9 protein-coding genes and 1 pseudogene are annotated in these 14,774 nt (G+C 51.1%); 1 reads left to right on the forward strand and 9 read right to left on the reverse strand.

All coding sequences use genetic code 11. The annotated features are described in order from the left end of the window. Positions 1 to 44: 44 nt before the first annotated feature. From AWJ19_RS22775 to AWJ19_RS22815, 9 genes and pseudogenes are all read right to left on the reverse strand, one after another. The gene (locus AWJ19_RS22775) at positions 45 to 3,428 is read right to left on the reverse strand and encodes a cellobiose phosphorylase (protein WP_068727310.1); all 3,384 of its coding nucleotides are present in this window, start codon (positions 3,426 to 3,428) and stop codon (positions 45 to 47) included. 54 nt (positions 3,429 to 3,482) lie between these two features. Continuing rightward, the gene (locus tag AWJ19_RS22780) at positions 3,483 to 5,651 is read right to left on the reverse strand and encodes a glycoside hydrolase family 3 N-terminal domain-containing protein (protein WP_068727312.1); all 2,169 of its coding nucleotides are present in this window, start codon (positions 5,649 to 5,651) and stop codon (positions 3,483 to 3,485) included. Between the two features lie 186 nt (positions 5,652 to 5,837). Further along, positions 5,838 to 6,524 carry an alpha/beta hydrolase family protein gene (locus tag AWJ19_RS22785; RefSeq protein WP_347231139.1) on the reverse strand — a complete coding sequence of 229 codons (687 nt, stop codon included), beginning with the start codon at positions 6,522 to 6,524 and terminating at the stop codon, positions 5,838 to 5,840. Between the two features lie 57 nt (positions 6,525 to 6,581). Beyond that, complete coding sequence (locus tag AWJ19_RS22790) at positions 6,582 to 7,574, reverse strand: LacI family DNA-binding transcriptional regulator (protein ID WP_068727314.1); 993 nt, start codon at positions 7,572 to 7,574, stop codon at positions 6,582 to 6,584. A gap of 41 nt (positions 7,575 to 7,615) precedes the next feature. Continuing rightward, a complete protein-coding gene (locus tag AWJ19_RS22795; RefSeq protein WP_068727315.1) occupies positions 7,616 to 8,440 on the reverse strand; it encodes a carbohydrate ABC transporter permease in 825 nt (274 codons plus the stop codon). Between the two features lie 41 nt (positions 8,441 to 8,481). After that, positions 8,482 to 9,381, reverse strand: coding sequence for a sugar ABC transporter permease (locus AWJ19_RS22800; protein ID WP_082708071.1), 900 nt, complete (start codon positions 9,379 to 9,381; stop codon positions 8,482 to 8,484). 121 nt (positions 9,382 to 9,502) lie between these two features. Then, a pseudogene (locus AWJ19_RS22805) lies at positions 9,503 to 10,743 on the reverse strand (extracellular solute-binding protein). 414 nt (positions 10,744 to 11,157) lie between these two features. Beyond that, complete coding sequence (locus tag AWJ19_RS22810; protein WP_068727317.1) at positions 11,158 to 13,107, reverse strand: copper amine oxidase N-terminal domain-containing protein; 1,950 nt, start codon at positions 13,105 to 13,107, stop codon at positions 11,158 to 11,160. 146 nt (positions 13,108 to 13,253) lie between these two features. Further along, on the reverse strand, positions 13,254 to 13,583 hold the full coding sequence (locus AWJ19_RS22815; protein ID WP_068727319.1) for an antibiotic biosynthesis monooxygenase: 330 nt from the start codon (positions 13,581 to 13,583) through the stop codon (positions 13,254 to 13,256). A gap of 232 nt (positions 13,584 to 13,815) precedes the next feature. Here AWJ19_RS22815 and AWJ19_RS22820 point away from each other — a divergent pair, with 232 nt between their 5' ends. Next, entirely contained in the window at positions 13,816 to 14,379 is a 564-nt protein-coding gene (locus AWJ19_RS22820; RefSeq protein ID WP_068727321.1) for a hypothetical protein, read from the forward strand. Positions 14,380 to 14,774 lie beyond the last annotated feature (395 nt).

The raw sequence follows: 14,774 nt of genomic DNA on the forward strand, positions 1-14,774 counted from the left end.
TACCCAATCCGGATACAAGCTGGCCTGCGCCGCTTATTCTATAGTTACATATAAATATCAATGACTGTTCTCTCTGAATCTGCGCAGCGCTGTACCTCTTCACGGGCAATTCGCAGGCCGCCAAGCCGGTAAGGGTTTGCGAGCCGCTCAGCTTCTACTTCCCGGCCGTTCACAGCAGCTGAGCGCAGAACGCCCTCTTGGCAGTGATACACAAAGGTCACAGGAGAGCCGGCGTATTCAAAATCAAACCGGGTGCCGTCCAGCTCGGCAGGCAGTACCGGGTCCAGAATCAGGTCGCCGCCCGCTTCACGGATACCCAGCACATTCGAGATCAGCTGGTTCATGTAGATTCCCGGACCGCTGGAATAGATTCTCCAGCCGCCCTTGACCGCAACCGTACCGTCACGCAGTTCGTGGAAACGGTCCTGCGCTTCATAGCGATTGTCAAATTTGCCGTCGGAGCTGCTGAAGTAGGCATTGCTCTGGCGCAGCTCGGCATTCGGCACGCTATCACGGATACCGACCGGGTTGATGGTGGCAAGGCCCTTCCAGACCTGATCGGTTGCACCGATCTTGGCCATTGCTTCCACGAAGCGGATGTGGGCATGCACGTACTGCAGGCCGATTTCGCGGCCGAAGTTGGCTGCCTGCTCCGCACGTTTAAAGTGTGTGCTTACCCCGCCGGCATACTGTGCCGGATGGTTCATCAGCCGCACACCGTCCGGGCACAGGAACTGTTCCTGGATCAGCTTGTAGTGCGCCTCCATCTGCTCAGGGGTAAGCAGCTCGCCGATCATGCTGCGGGTCATCGGCAGCAGGCGGTACTGGATCCCTGTTTCATTGTCTTCCGGATGCAGCATCAGCTTGGCCAGCTCCGGATCTTCAAAGTACAGGAAGCCCGGAATAACTTCGGTGCCCAGCATATAACGGTTAAAGTCGGCTTTGATGCCTTCAGCCAGCTGCTTCAGCTCATCCGACCAGCCTGCGTCCGTATCCTGAAGCACCGTGGCCAGGCCCAGAACCGTCTGGTAGGTCAAAGCTACGGTCCAGCTGCTAACCATATACTGCTTGAGCTGTGCGTTCGCCGGCTGAAGTGTATCATCCCAGTCCCCGTCTCCATAAGAGGATAAGAAAGTATCATGCAGGAAATGGGATTTGATATAATCCAGCTCCTTGACGGCATGCTCCCTTAACGTGTAGGCAGTCTCAGTGAAATCGAAGCTGTGTTTGCGGGTATAAGGAATCCGCTCATCCAGCACCGCATAATCACGGGTTGCCCGCAGATAATCGCCCAGCACCTTGAGCGGCCACACGATGATATCGCCATGGCTCTCTTCCTGCTGGATTGACGTGTACTTGTCGAACATGAACCATTGCGGCCAGTTGCCGTCATCCTCATACTGATGGGCAAAAACAGTCAGCAGAATTTCCCGTACCTGTTCATATTTGTGCGTAGCAAGGAAGTATTCTACAGGCCCCTGGCATACATCCCGTGTACCCCAGGCTGCTCCGCCATACTGCTCCAGTCCGTGAGGCACGGAATAGTGGACCAGCATATTGTGGGTATACCACCAGGCCAGGGCATTTACCTTGAACAGCTCTCCCTGCTCCCCGTCCTCTTTTTTCAATTGAAACCCGTTCATGACGCCCGCCAGGAAATCACGGTAACCGCTTCTCTCCGCTTCAAATCCGGCCGCCGCCGGAGCGCGGAATTGTCCGTCCAGCATTCCCTGGAAGGTAAGTGTCCACTCGCTGCTTGCATCCAGTTCAAGCACGGCCAGTGAAGCACTGCCCGGCACAGCTCCGGCTGCCAGCAGGGATTCATCCCCCGCTTTGCAGGCCGCTCCGTCTACAGTGATTTTGTATGCCAGCTCAGGATAGACAGATGCACTCAGGCCACTTTCGGAAGCACGGAAGACCAGTCCGCCGTCCTTATCCTGAGACATATGGTAAGGCAGCTCATATTCAGCCACGTTCATAGTAATCTGATTGCTGACGAGGAAGCGGTAGGCTTTTCCGCTTATTGAACGGACATGCAGTCTGATCTCAGGCGCGTTTACCGCTGTATAGTTTGTAATGATAAAGGTATCTTCAGCCGTCTTGTAGTGCCACCGTGCGTAGTTAAAGCCGATTTCGAACAGCGACGGCATGGTCAGCAGACGGAATTGTCCAGCAAGCTCCACATAGATCCGCTGTCCTGATGTTTTATTGACGTTCAGCGCATTGCGGGCATTGGACAGCATTTTGTTGAAATTGGTATTGCCGACGACGACCTGGGAATTGAAAATCCCGTACATATAGGAAGTCGTCGTTATCACCTCAGCGTTCAGCCGTGCATTGTCTCCGCTCATCAGAATATGCCCGTGCGGGCGTTCAACGAGCAGCTCTTTGCGCTTAAGAACAACATGCTCATAGGTTCCGGTAAAGAAGGCCAGCAGCTTTCCGTCTTCACGTTCCTCCTGGAACCGCTGCGGGAATAGGCTATCCAGCTCTTCTTCGGACAGCTCCTGTGTCTGTACAGGAGTTCCGGTCACGGCAGATGCCGCTTTCCATTCCGCCCGGCCGCTGTCCGGCTTCACAGACGCAAGCTGTTGAACACTGCTCCAGGCAGCCCGCAGCTGATCAGCAAATTCAAGGCCGGTCACAGCTGCAGGATGATCCTCCCGGAACAAGCCATAGAAGGTAAAGGCGGCTTCCCCGTTAAGCTCCGTCTTAGGAGACTGCAGTGCGGTATAAGCAAATTCATATTGATATACTTTATTGGCCAGACACTCTTCGTACAGTGCTTCCGGTCTGTCCGTTTCTTTGTAGGACAAGCCGTAGAACTGGAAGCCGTCGGTGGAATATCCCGCTGCTCCCCCGATCAGCCCCTGCTGCAGATACGGGAACTTTCCGCCCTGCGGCTGGTTCTGGCGGGAACAGACGACATAACCGCCTGCCTGATCAGTGAAAACGGAGTGGTCGATATATTGGGATAAATAGGCCTCATTACTGGTAACGGCGCCAGGTGCTGCAATACCGACATCCTGGGTATAAATAACGTCCAACAGGGCCGAATTGCCTTCAATCCGTACATTCCAGAACCAGGAATCCCCATCCGCCAGAGTAAATGTGACCTGGTACTTCAGCTTAGCCGTACTGCCCTGGTCTTGGGTACCGGCAGGAACCTCTCCCTGCCACACAAGCCGCTCCCCGTCCCGGCTGTAGGTGCTTCCCGATTTGACACCAAGCAGAGGAAATGCCTGAATACCGTCCGGATGGTACAGGCGTAAATACAGATTACCCGCAGCACCGTCTACGCTGTTAGCCAGCAGCTGGTTAATCATCATCTGCCCGCCTGTCGCCTGATAAAGATCTCCGCTTTCCAGAAATGTAAAGGTAAGACCGCCTTTTTGCAGTGTAAGCTTGGAGCCGGTTGCAGTTGTCATTTCTCTTCACTTCCTTATCTGTTACGGCTTAACACCGTTATTATGTCTGTTAGTTTACTTGAGCAAAACGAACCCGGCAGACAGCACATCACGGCTGTTCGCCCCCACATATACATTAAACCTGCCGCTGTCGCTGGTGACACTGAGGTCACTGTGATGATAGCGGAGCTGCTCCTCACCGATGGTAAATGCTACCTCAGTGGTTTCGCCCGGGGCCAGCTCGATCTGCCGGAAGGCTTTCAGCTCCTTGACCGGACGCACTACTTCACCGGAAATATCGCCTACATACAGCTGGACAGTCTCAGTTCCCGTTACGCTACCGGTATTGGTGAGCGTCACCTTTACCTCAAGCGGCTGGCTTGCTGTCATCGTGTCTGAGGAAAGCGTCAGGCCTTCATAAGCAAAGGTTGTATAGCTAAGTCCGAACCCGAACGGCAGCAGCGGTTCGTTCGGAGCATCGATATATTTGGAGATATAACGGTTGCCGTCCTCCACTTCCGGCTTTGGCCTGCCGGTATTGAAATGGTTGTAATAGACCGGTATCTGTCCTGCTGAATCCGGGAATGACATGGTCAGCCGGCCGGAAGGATTCACCCGTCCGTACAGCAGGCCGGCCAGCGCAGCCCCGCCTTCACTGCCCGGGAACCAGGCTTCCAGCACGGCATCCGCCTGGTCGTACACCCCATGCAGGTCAAGCGGACGGCCGTTGAACAGTACCGTTACTAACGGTTTGCCGAGCCCCTTCATCGCCCGGATCAATTCCAGCTGCGCCTCGGGCAGCCTGATGTTGGTACGGCTGCCGCCCTCGCCGCTCATGTCGGAGGCTTCGCCGAGGGCCAGCACAATCACATCGGCCTCCTCAGCTGCGCTCACCGCTGCCGCCTTCTGCTCTGCGGTTATCGTCTCAATGCCTGAGCCTTCGGCTACTGTAATAAGATCAGGATTGCCAATTACTGAACGCATGGCATCACTGAGCTTCACCGCATGTTCCTTGGAGCCGGTCCACGACCACCAGCCCAGAATATCGCCGCTGGACGCAAAAGGACCAATCACGGCTACCCGCTGCTCCGGCCGGAGCGGCAATACACCTTCATTTTTCAGCAGTACAGTCGACTTTTCTGCCAGCTCGCGTGCCGCCTGACGGTGTTCAGCGGAGAATACGATTTCCTTCTCCAGCACCGGGTCAGCTCCGCGCATCGGGCTTGCGAACAAGCCGAGCTTTTCTTTGAGCTGCAGGATACGAAGCACTGCTTCATCAATCAGGGCTTCATCGACAAGCCCTTCATCCACCAGCTGAGGCAGATGATGCAGATAGCTGGTTGTCATCATATCGATATCCACACCGGCCCGGATCGCTTTGAAGGCCGCTTCCTTATCATCCTCTGCCGCACCATGCGCGACCATTTCCTTGATGGATGCCCAGTCGGAAATAATGACTCCGTCAAAGCCCCATTCTGTCCGCAGCAGATCTCGCAGCAGCTTGCGGTTACCGGTTGCCGGTATCCCGTCAACGATGTTGAACGAGGTCATGACCATCTCTGCTCCGGCATCAACTGCTGCTTTGTAAGCAGGCAGGTAATATTCCCGCAGCTGGCGTTCAGACAGGTCCACAGTATTATAGTCCCTGCCGCCCTCGGCAGCGCCATAAGCGGCAAAATGCTTGACGCATGCAGCTACACGTGAGTGATCACCTGCAAGGTCATCACCTTGGAAGCCCTTGACAAACGCTTCCGCGAATACACCGTTCAGGTACGGATCTTCGCCGGTCGATTCCATCACCCGCCCCCAGCGCGGATCACGGGTCAAATCAACCATAGGGGCAAAGGTTACGTGCAGACCGGAGACAGCTGCTTCCCTTGCTGCAATCTCGGCACTCTTCTCCGCAAGCTCCGGATTCCAGGAGCTGCCGATTGCCAGAGGGATCGGGAATATGGTCTTGAAGCCATGGACAATATCGGCCATGAACAGCAGCGGAATGCCAAGCCGGTTATTCTCCAGATGAGCTTTCTGCACCGCCATCATTTTGGCGGCACCGGCTACACCCAGCACTGAACCGGCATTGCGGACCGCCTCACTGCCAATGCCAAGCTCTTCCATCGGACCGGTAATTTCCGATTCGTCACCCGGCTCATCATAGAACGGTGCTGCCAGTTGAAGAAGCTGTGCAACTTTTTCTTCAAGAGTCATATGCTTCACATATTTGTTGTATAAGTGCTCAGTCATGGCTGTATTCCCCCTATCAAAACAATTCTATTCGAATCGTTTTTCTATATTTTCCCCTTTTAAAATAAGGTTTTAATTGAATTCAATTTTCTTAAATTCATAAACGTTTCTATTCGTTTCGACAGAAAGCCTGTTCCTTGGCAAATCCGCAAAGGTGCTATAAAGGAAGCCATTCCAGAATTCTTGTCAGTTGCCGGTCCCAATAGTCCCAATCATGGCCTCCCAGACCTTCGTCATAGGTGATATCGAGGCGGCGGACATCGCCTGATCAAGAAAAGCACGGTTCGCATCATACAGAAAGTCTTCTGTGCCGCAGCACTGGTACAATCTGGGCGGAGCTTCAGCCGCTGCCGCCTTGACGGCAAGCGCGAACAGATCCTCTCCGCTGTCGCGCAGCTCATCCGCTGAGCCGAATATCCGGCCGGCTTCACCAGGCTGAAAGCCGTTTGGTCCGGTTACGCGCCGGACAATATCAAGGCCCCCGGACAGGCTCGCGGCAGCCGCATAACGCTCCGGATGGCGCAAAGCCAGCTTAAAGGCACCGTAACCGCCCATGGAGATTCCGGCCGCAAAGGTATCCTCCCTGCGGCCCGAAATGGCAAAAGCTCGCTGGACAATTCCGGGCAGTTCCTCACTTAAGTAAGTGAAGTAGGCACCGCCCTGCTTCATATCCGTATAATAGCTGCGGTCAGCCCGCGGCAATACGAGTGCCAGGCCTCTGCTCTCGGCGTAACGCTCAATTGCCGAGCTTCGTGTCCACTCCGTATGATCACCGCCAAGCCCGTGCAGCAGATACAGCACCGGGTATTTCCCGTCCCGTCCCGCGGACGGCGGAGCATTAAGCGGAAGCACGACTCCAACTTCTGTTGACATTCCTAGTGTTTCGGAATATAACGACATCTGCATATAAGCCAAAGTGATTCACTCCGATTAACCCTGTATTTTAACCGATTTCCGCTCCATCAGCTCGATCTTAAGCTTGTAAAAATCATTAACCGCATCTCCGTTAAGCATCTGGAAGAGCAAATGGCCGGCAAGCGAGCCTGATTCGTACATCGGCTGGCGGATCGTCGTCAGAGGTGGATGAATATATTCGGCCAGCTGAATATCGTCGAATCCGATGACTGAAATATCGTCCGGAACTGAGATTTCAGCTTCCTCGAAGGCTTTCATGCCCCCGACGGCCATTTCATCGTTAGCAAAGAATACCGCTGTCGGCAGCTCGCCCTGCATCAGCATCATTTTGGTAGCTTTATAACCGCCTTCGCGGATGAAATTGCCGCTGAGCTTCCATTTAGCCTTTTCGGCAAGACCGGCTTCCTGCATCGCACGGAGATACCCCTGATACCGCAGCGCATTGTCATAGGAATCGGCCGGTCCGCTGATATAAGCAATTGAGCTATGTCCGTTCTCGATAAGGTGCCGCGTGGCACTGTAACCGCCCTGCTCTCCGTCAACGACTACATTGATCAGCCCTTCACCGGCAATCAGCCGGTCCATAACGACAATCGGAAAACGCGGTCCGGCTGCCGCATGCAGAATCTCATCTGTAATGTTATGGGCCAGTACAATTGCCCCGTCAACCCGCTTCTCCATCATGTAACGGACAGCTGTCGAGCCTTTTCCGCCCATGGAGCTGCAGGCAATCAGGTCATAAGAGTTCGATAAAGCTACATCCTGAATGCTGCGGATCAATTCCGAATAATAAGGGCCGGACAAATCCCGCAGAATCAGAGCTATTGTATTGGTCCGGCTCCGCTTAAGATCCATAGCAAAACCGTTCTTCTGATAATTAAGCTGCCGTGCCGCTTCCAGCACCTTTTCTCTCGTCTTTGCGCTGACCTTGCTGTCTCCGCTCATCGCATAGGAGGCTGTTGAGAGCGCCACGCCGGCCAGCTTCGCCACGTCCTTGATTGTTGCCATCTGATTCAATCCTTCCTGAGCCTAGCAATTGGTTACTTATACTATTTTATGCCGGAGATCGTATATCCTTCTATGATATGCTTCTGGAAGAAGATAAATATAATAATGATAGGAATAACCATAAAGGCAGCGCCGGCCATCTGCAGCCCGAATTCCGTACCGTATTGCCCCTTCAGCAGTGACAAACCGACAGACAGCGTGTACAGCCGTTCGTCATTGGCAATAATCAGCGGCCACAGGAAGCTGTTCCAGGCACCGATAAAGGTCAGAATTCCCTGAACGGCAAATACCGGTTTGACAATTGGAACAATCAGCTGGAAAAAGATCCGGAGTTCGCCCGCACCGTCAAGTCTTGCCGCCTCCAGCAGATCGATCGGAATCGTCGTCATAAACTGGCGGAACAGGAAAATCGCGAACGCGCCAACCAGCCCCGGCAGCACGATTCCCGCCATGGTATTCACCAGGCCCATCTGATTGATGATCAGATAAGTCGGGATCATGGTCACCTGGCCGGGGATCATCATGGTTGCCAGGATAATATAGAAGAACTTGTTTCTGCCCGGAAAATCAAATTTGGCAAAAGCATATCCGGCCATTGCATTCAGGAACAGCCCGACAAATGAACACAGAACGATAGTCAGCGTGTTTTTCAAATATACAAGAAAGTCCATTTTAACGAACAGATCCCGGTAATTGTTAAACGTGGGATGGTTCGGGAACAGCGTTGGCGGGATAACCGTAAATTCATTTTCAGGCTTAAAGGATGATCCGATCATCCAGATAAACGGTACCATCATCAGAAGTCCTCCGATGATGAGCAGCGTAATCATAATTCCTTTTTCCACTCTCTTCATTCTAAGAGCCATGCCAGTTTCCTCCTTCTTAAGCCTGCGGCGTCAGCCGGAGCTTAATATTCCACTTCTTTCTTTTTGACCGCGAATTGGATCAGTGTCGCAATAATGATAATGATGAACAGCACGAATGAGCCGGAGGCCGCATAACCGAATTTGCTAAGCTGGAACCCGTTATTGTAAATAAAGAGCGCCATCGACATCGTGGCATTCAGCGGTCCGCCCTTGGTCATTACCAGCGGTTCTTCGAAGAATTGAATCCAGCCGATCAAGGTCGTAATGGTCACAAAGAAAGTAGCGAAGCCCAGCAGGGGAACTGTAATGTAGCGGAGCTTTTTCCAGCCGGTCGCACCGTCGATTTCAGCCGCTTCGTAATAGGAACGCGGAATTCCCTGCAATGCTGCCAGGAAGATGATCATATTCAGACCGATTGATTTCCAGAACGCCAGCAGTATCAATGAAAATTTAGCCAGAACAGGGTCCTGAAGCCACTGCTGCGCCGGTAAACCAAACCAGGAAAGTACATAGTTAAATAATCCGTAAGACCCGTTATACAGATACCCCCATACCACTGCTACCGCCACAATGTTCGTGATGGAGGGCATGTAATAGATAACCCGGAAGCTTTTGAACAGCCAGCCGGTACCATAGTTAAGCAGCAGTGCAACAGCCATAGAGGCAATGACAACCATCGGTACTCCAATCACTACATAAATCAAGGTATTATACATCGATTTCAAAAAAATCGGATCTTTAAAAATATCAATATAGTTCCTGAAGCCGATCCCGCTGATATTCGAATAATCCGCAAGGCCGACCAGATCCATATCCGTAAAGCTGATTACAAGTGCAATGATGATCGGAATGATCGAAAACAGCGTCAGCAGGATGACTGCCGGAGCGATAAACAAATATGGAACCTTATGCTTGTTCAGTTGCTTCACAAATGAGCTCACTTGCCTCACACCCTTTCCCTTTCTATCCCCTCTCTCCCGTCAGGAAGAGAAACAAGCTGACTGCCGGAACCTCAGCCTCATGGCGAGATCCCGGCAGTCCGCCTGTTGGCATTAAGCCTGTTTATTTGTTCCCGAGCAGTTCATTAGCCTTGTCGTTCAGCTTATCCAGCTCAGTCTGTGTATCAGCACCGCCGATTGTAATTTGTTCGAAGGCAGCCATTGCCGCCTGGGCAATTTCTTCGTACTCTTTAACGGTAGGGGCGGACGTGAGTTTTCCAGCTGTTTACCGAAAGCGGCAATCATCGGATCACTAAGCGCTTCGTTGGACCAGGCAGCCTTCAGGGCCGGCATGGAGTTTGAAGTTTCATAGTATTTAAGCTGTGCTTCCTGCTCAGCCATGAACGCAATGAACTTGGCGGCTTCGTCAGGGTTTTTGCTGTAGTTGAAAATGGACAGATCCGCACCGCCGATCGAAGAGGTATTCGTTACTTTGGCCGGCAGGGTCGTTACCGCCCACTTCCCGTCAATCTCCGGCGCCTTATCTTTAACAGTCTGAATCATCCAAGGTCCGCTGATGAACATGGCCATTTTGCCGTCTTTAAATGCTGCCACTGTATCAAGGTCTGTACCTTTTGGCGATAGCCCTTCATCATAGAAGCTTTTCAGGAAGTCAACCGTTTCTACATAAGCCGGCTGATTGAACTGCGGCTGGCGGTTTGCGTCAATAATGTCACTGCCGTTCTGCCAGGCAAAAATGACAGGGAAGATAGAGTCTTTACCTTCGATCGGCAGGGCATAATGACCGGCTCCGCCCTTTTCGACCAGCTTTCTGCTGGCATCCTTCAGCTCATCCCAGGTCTTGGGACCCTCTGGATAGCCTACTTCACTGAGCAGATCCGTCCGGTAAAACATAGCACGTGTCTCTACATAGAACGGAATACCTACCGTCTGATCTTCATACTTTGTGGTTTCAACAGCACCCTCAAAGAAGTTTTCCGCTTTCATGCTTGGATATTGTTCGATATAAGGGGTCAAGTCTTTCAGGGCACCGGCAGCTGCAAATTCAGGAACCCAGGTTGTACCCATCTGAACAACGTCAGGGCCGTTTTTGGATGCTACCGCAGTCAGCAGCTTATCGTGTGCCGTATCCCAAGGGATAGCTTGCACCTCTACTGTAATGCCGGGATTCGCAGCTTCGTACATTTCAGCAATCGGTTCGACCGTATCCGCTGTACCCATAAACCATACTTTCAAAGTTTTGCTGTCTCCGGCAGCAGAATTGTTTGAATTGCCGCAGCCTGCTGCAACCAAGGAAAAGCTCATCAGTAGTGCTGCAATCTTAACTCCGGTTTTCTTTTTCATTCTTCTTTCACCCCTGTTGTAGTGTGTGCCAAACTTGAAAATACTATGAAATAAAGCCCTTACATCGAAACGTTTCGATTAATATCGAAAAAAAATTCGAGTTACCGCACATCATTTCTCGCCTGAACAATGCATTCAGGATATTATTAACCCGATTTCCAGTCATTGAAACGAGATTAATAACGCTTTCACTCCCATTTGCCCGTATTAGTCTTCCAGACAGTAGTTGTTCTTTCACCATAAACTCGAATCGTTTCGATAACCATATTATAAAACGATGTGTTAGCGATTTCAAGTACCTTACACAAAAATCTTTTCGGTGGTCAGCTATGTATAGCAGTGCACAAAAAAGCCGGAAGCTGCTTATTTGCGGTTTACGCATTTGAAACAGCCTCCGGCCTTAGTCTATTTAATTCAGCTGGTATAAATAAACGAAACTACCCCGTTGGTGAAGGTCACGTAGTCATAGCCGACGTACTGCCAGGTCTCTACGCGGATGCCGCCTCCTACGGCAGCAGACTTGCTCTCCGGTGTCCCCCAGCTTAACTCGACCTGCTGCTTTGTCATACCAACCCTTACGTATCCTGCCTTAATATCTTCCCACACTTTACTTGACCACTTGTAGGTTTTGTAAGGATCAGCTGTCAGAAACTCCTCTTTATCAGCAAGCGTACTAATCCATGCCTCGCCAGATGTCTCGTAAGTGTACAAAATCTTCCCTGAAGCGAACTTTAAAGCAAGTGCATAATTCCCTTTATAATCAGGGAGAACATCGACGATTGTTACTTTTTGAAACCGGTAATCCGTATCAAAAAAGTTGACCCAATAGCTTTTGCCGATCAGCTTCGCCAGGTTTCCCTGAGCTTTTTTCTTATAGATAAGGGCAGTTTGCTTGGTCTGTACCTGCATTTCAGCCTTGCCGAAGGTTATCGTCATGCTTTGAATAGAAGAATTCCACTCAAGCCCGGCTCCGAATGCTGACTTTAGCAGCGCTGCCGGAAACACCGTTACGCCATCAACAGTCTGTACTTTACCGCTCATTTTAACCTTCTCGCCGTTCACCATTGCCGTATCGCTGCCGAGCTGGAGCTGAACTGGCGTGGAATTCAATTTAATGCTGAAGCTTTTGGTACCTGCATTGTATTGAACCGAAGCACCAAGCTGCTGGAACACCTCCTGAACCGGCAGATACATTGAACCGCTGATCAGTGCTCCGGTTGTAATAATATCGTCTGAACTGATGGATACCTCCAGCGTTTTGGAGAACGTACCCGATTTCACTGTTACTTTGGTAACTCCGACCGCCAGTGCCTTTAAGGTTCCGTCGTTCAGCTTCTGCAAAAGCGCCGGTTTTTCAACCGTCAATTCCGCATCCTTCAGCGGTACTTTTCTTGTAGATCCGCCTGTCCAGGACTCCGAAATTTGCACGGGGACCTTGTCCCCGACCGTAAGGTTGGTCTTATCCATCGTGAAGGATACACCGGTGACACCTGGCAGGATCAGCTTCTCCAGACGGTCCGCCTGTACATCATAACTCGCTACGCTGCCGTCCTGCGTTTTTACATACATACCTTGGCTGTAGACAGAGATTAGACCGGTTACACCGTTAAGACCCGGGAATGATTTCGTGAGCTTATAACGGTCAGCTTCTGAAGAACCCGTTCTTAAGACGGTACCGTCCTTCATTCGTACAACAAGGTTACCTTCGTCATCGAATCTGGCTTCTGATGCATTTTCGGTTATAGTTACGGGAATATATTTAGTGAGATCATTTCTGTCAAAATTAAACCGGTTGTACAGCAGAACTTTTCCGGATTGGAGGACCACTGCCACATCGTCGACCGAACTATAGGAATCAGAATAGCTATCCATTGCTGTTACCTCTGCGCTGCTTCCGAACTGTTCGATTTTCTCGCTGAATCCGCCTGCCTTCAGGACTCCGGACCGGGTTAGCAAGGCCAATCCTCTTCCTGAATCAGCAATTTTTGCGATATCCTTATAAAGCGGGTTACCTTTTCCGCCAAGGGACATTACGTTCCCGGCATTATCCAAATAATAGTCACCGGAAATGTGTACCACCCCGGTCATATTCTTCAGTATTTGGGGAGCTCCCTTCCCCTGCAATTGAACCAGAGTACCTGATGCGGTAATTCCGTAGCCTTCCTCAATCTCAGCCAGATCGAAATTAAGCTGTTTATATCCTCCGTTGTCAACATCCTGCTTCCATACTGTACCGTCACTAAGCAGGTAACTCCCCCTGTCAAAATCAATGATTGCCGGTCCAGCCGCATGCAGCACACCACCGGTTTGACCAAACATGCCGGCGGAGACTATCGCTGCAAGCACCCATTTTAAACCTTTCATCTTCCAAAATCCCCCTTTGTATTTGACGCACTCATTAATGTATCACAAATTCAAAGATATTCCAGAGGAATTTTGATACGCCCAAGCAGCAAAAAAACTGCCTGCAATCCGCTAAAATTACAGGCAGTTCCATTTAAACACTGTAACTATTTTTCGTAAACCTTGCCCTCTTTAACCTTCTGTACCTCATACATATTAACAGCAGTGCTTAGGATATAAGTTGGTTTCTCTTGTCCCCTGCTGTTGCGGTGGCCCTGGATATGTGCGTCGCTTTTCTCCCAGTTTTTCCAGGCGTCCTCGGACTCCCAGCGGATCACGATCAGCACCTCTTCACTGTCCTTGCCCTTCTTGTTGAGCGCGATGCTGATATCAATCAGGCCGGGCATTTCCTCCACTGGCCCCGGTGCGCTGAATCTCTCGATTACCTTGTCACTATGACCTTTTTCTACAACGATGGATCTCGTCTGGATTAACATTAATCATTCCTCCTGTATATTGGGAGCTGCAAAAGTCCGGCAGACTTCCCCGCCTGATATAGTTGAATGCGCAACTAACTACATTCTAATTGATAATCGTTATCATTTCCAGTCCGCTTTTTTGACTGTAGCGTATAATCTTAATCAAACTTTCGCTTGTGCAGCTCAGGATTAAGTAATTAACTTGAACTAAATGTACGGATAACAAATCTCTTTGGAAAGAAGGCAGAATATGAATCTGACCGTCGAGCTAGCCGCACCGCATGAAGCATATATTATCAAAAACATTTATCCGCTGTATCTGCATGATCTTTCGGGTCACTATGGGCTGAATAACGGCCCCGTCCTTAATGAGCATGGAATCTATGAAGAAGAGCCGGAGATCCGGACGTTAGCCCAGCAATACGATGTCCAGAATATCTGGTGGGAGAAGCCGGGCTGCCTGTATCCCTTTTTGTTTAAGGCCGGCTCCCGTCCAGCCGGATTTACGCTAATTGCTACGCCGCCCCACTGTGCACCAGGCGTTGATTTTTTTGTTAATGAGTTTTTTGTGCTTCAGCCCTTCCGCGGAACGGGCCTAGCCCGGCAGGCTGCCGTCTCTGTATTTGAGCGCTTCAAGGGCGTCTGGGAGCTGCACACGAACCCGGCCGCCAAAAACATTATCGGGCAAACCTTCTGGCGCAAGACGGTAGCAGGATATACGAATCATAACTACCATGAGGCGGTGGAAGAGACTTTTGACGGAAACAAGCTGGTATTCCGATTTAGCAACAACGTTTATAATAGGCGGGATTGAACCATGGAACTTGCCGGTGAACGTGAACTATTAAGAGATTTATGTGAAAATGACCGGGAGGACATCCGGGAATGGGAGTTCGGCTGGGCGCTGCGCCCGGAGTACTGAAGAAAAGAATATGCATCCGAAGCAGTCCGGCTCCTGATCGGTTATGCCTTCAAAGAGCTGAACGCGCAGCGGATCGTAGCATACGCTCCGAGCGCCTCATGAAGCTGGCCGGCATGCCCAAAGACGACGTACTTCGCGAGACCAGATACTGCAACCGGGAATGGTGCGATTAGCTGATCTATTCGGTACTTGAGAGGGAATGGCCGAATGGAATGGCCGCAGGTAAGTAAGTGGCAGCACAGGGAAATTTCCCTTTAGCAAGGCTATTTGTCGGGCCGTTGTTCCGA

The organism is Paenibacillus sp. DMB5 (assembly GCF_001517085.1).
GTDB lineage: Bacteria > Bacillota > Bacilli > Paenibacillales > Paenibacillaceae > Paenibacillus_AQ.

Bases quoted from the DNA above. Each gene is read 5' to 3' on its own strand.
- AWJ19_RS22780 (WP_068727312.1), bottom strand. From the start codon at position 5,651: ATGACTGAGCACTTATACAACAAATATGTGAAGCATATGACTCTTGAA.
- AWJ19_RS22775 (WP_068727310.1), bottom strand. From the start codon at position 3,428: ATGACAACTGCAACCGGCTCCAAGCTTACACTGCAAAAAGGCGGTCTT.
- AWJ19_RS22785 (WP_347231139.1), bottom strand. From the start codon at position 6,524: ATGTCAACAGAAGTTGGAGTCGTGCTTCCGCTTAATGCTCCGCCGTCC.
- AWJ19_RS22815 (WP_068727319.1), bottom strand. From the start codon at position 13,583: ATGTTAATCCAGACGAGATCCATCGTTGTAGAAAAAGGTCATAGTGAC.
- AWJ19_RS22810 (WP_068727317.1), bottom strand. From the start codon at position 13,107: ATGAAAGGTTTAAAATGGGTGCTTGCAGCGATAGTCTCCGCCGGCATG.
- AWJ19_RS22820 (WP_068727321.1), top strand. From the start codon at position 13,816: ATGAATCTGACCGTCGAGCTAGCCGCACCGCATGAAGCATATATTATC.
- AWJ19_RS22790 (WP_068727314.1), bottom strand. From the start codon at position 7,574: ATGGCAACAATCAAGGACGTGGCGAAGCTGGCCGGCGTGGCGCTCTCA.
- AWJ19_RS22795 (WP_068727315.1), bottom strand. From the start codon at position 8,440: ATGGCTCTTAGAATGAAGAGAGTGGAAAAAGGAATTATGATTACGCTG.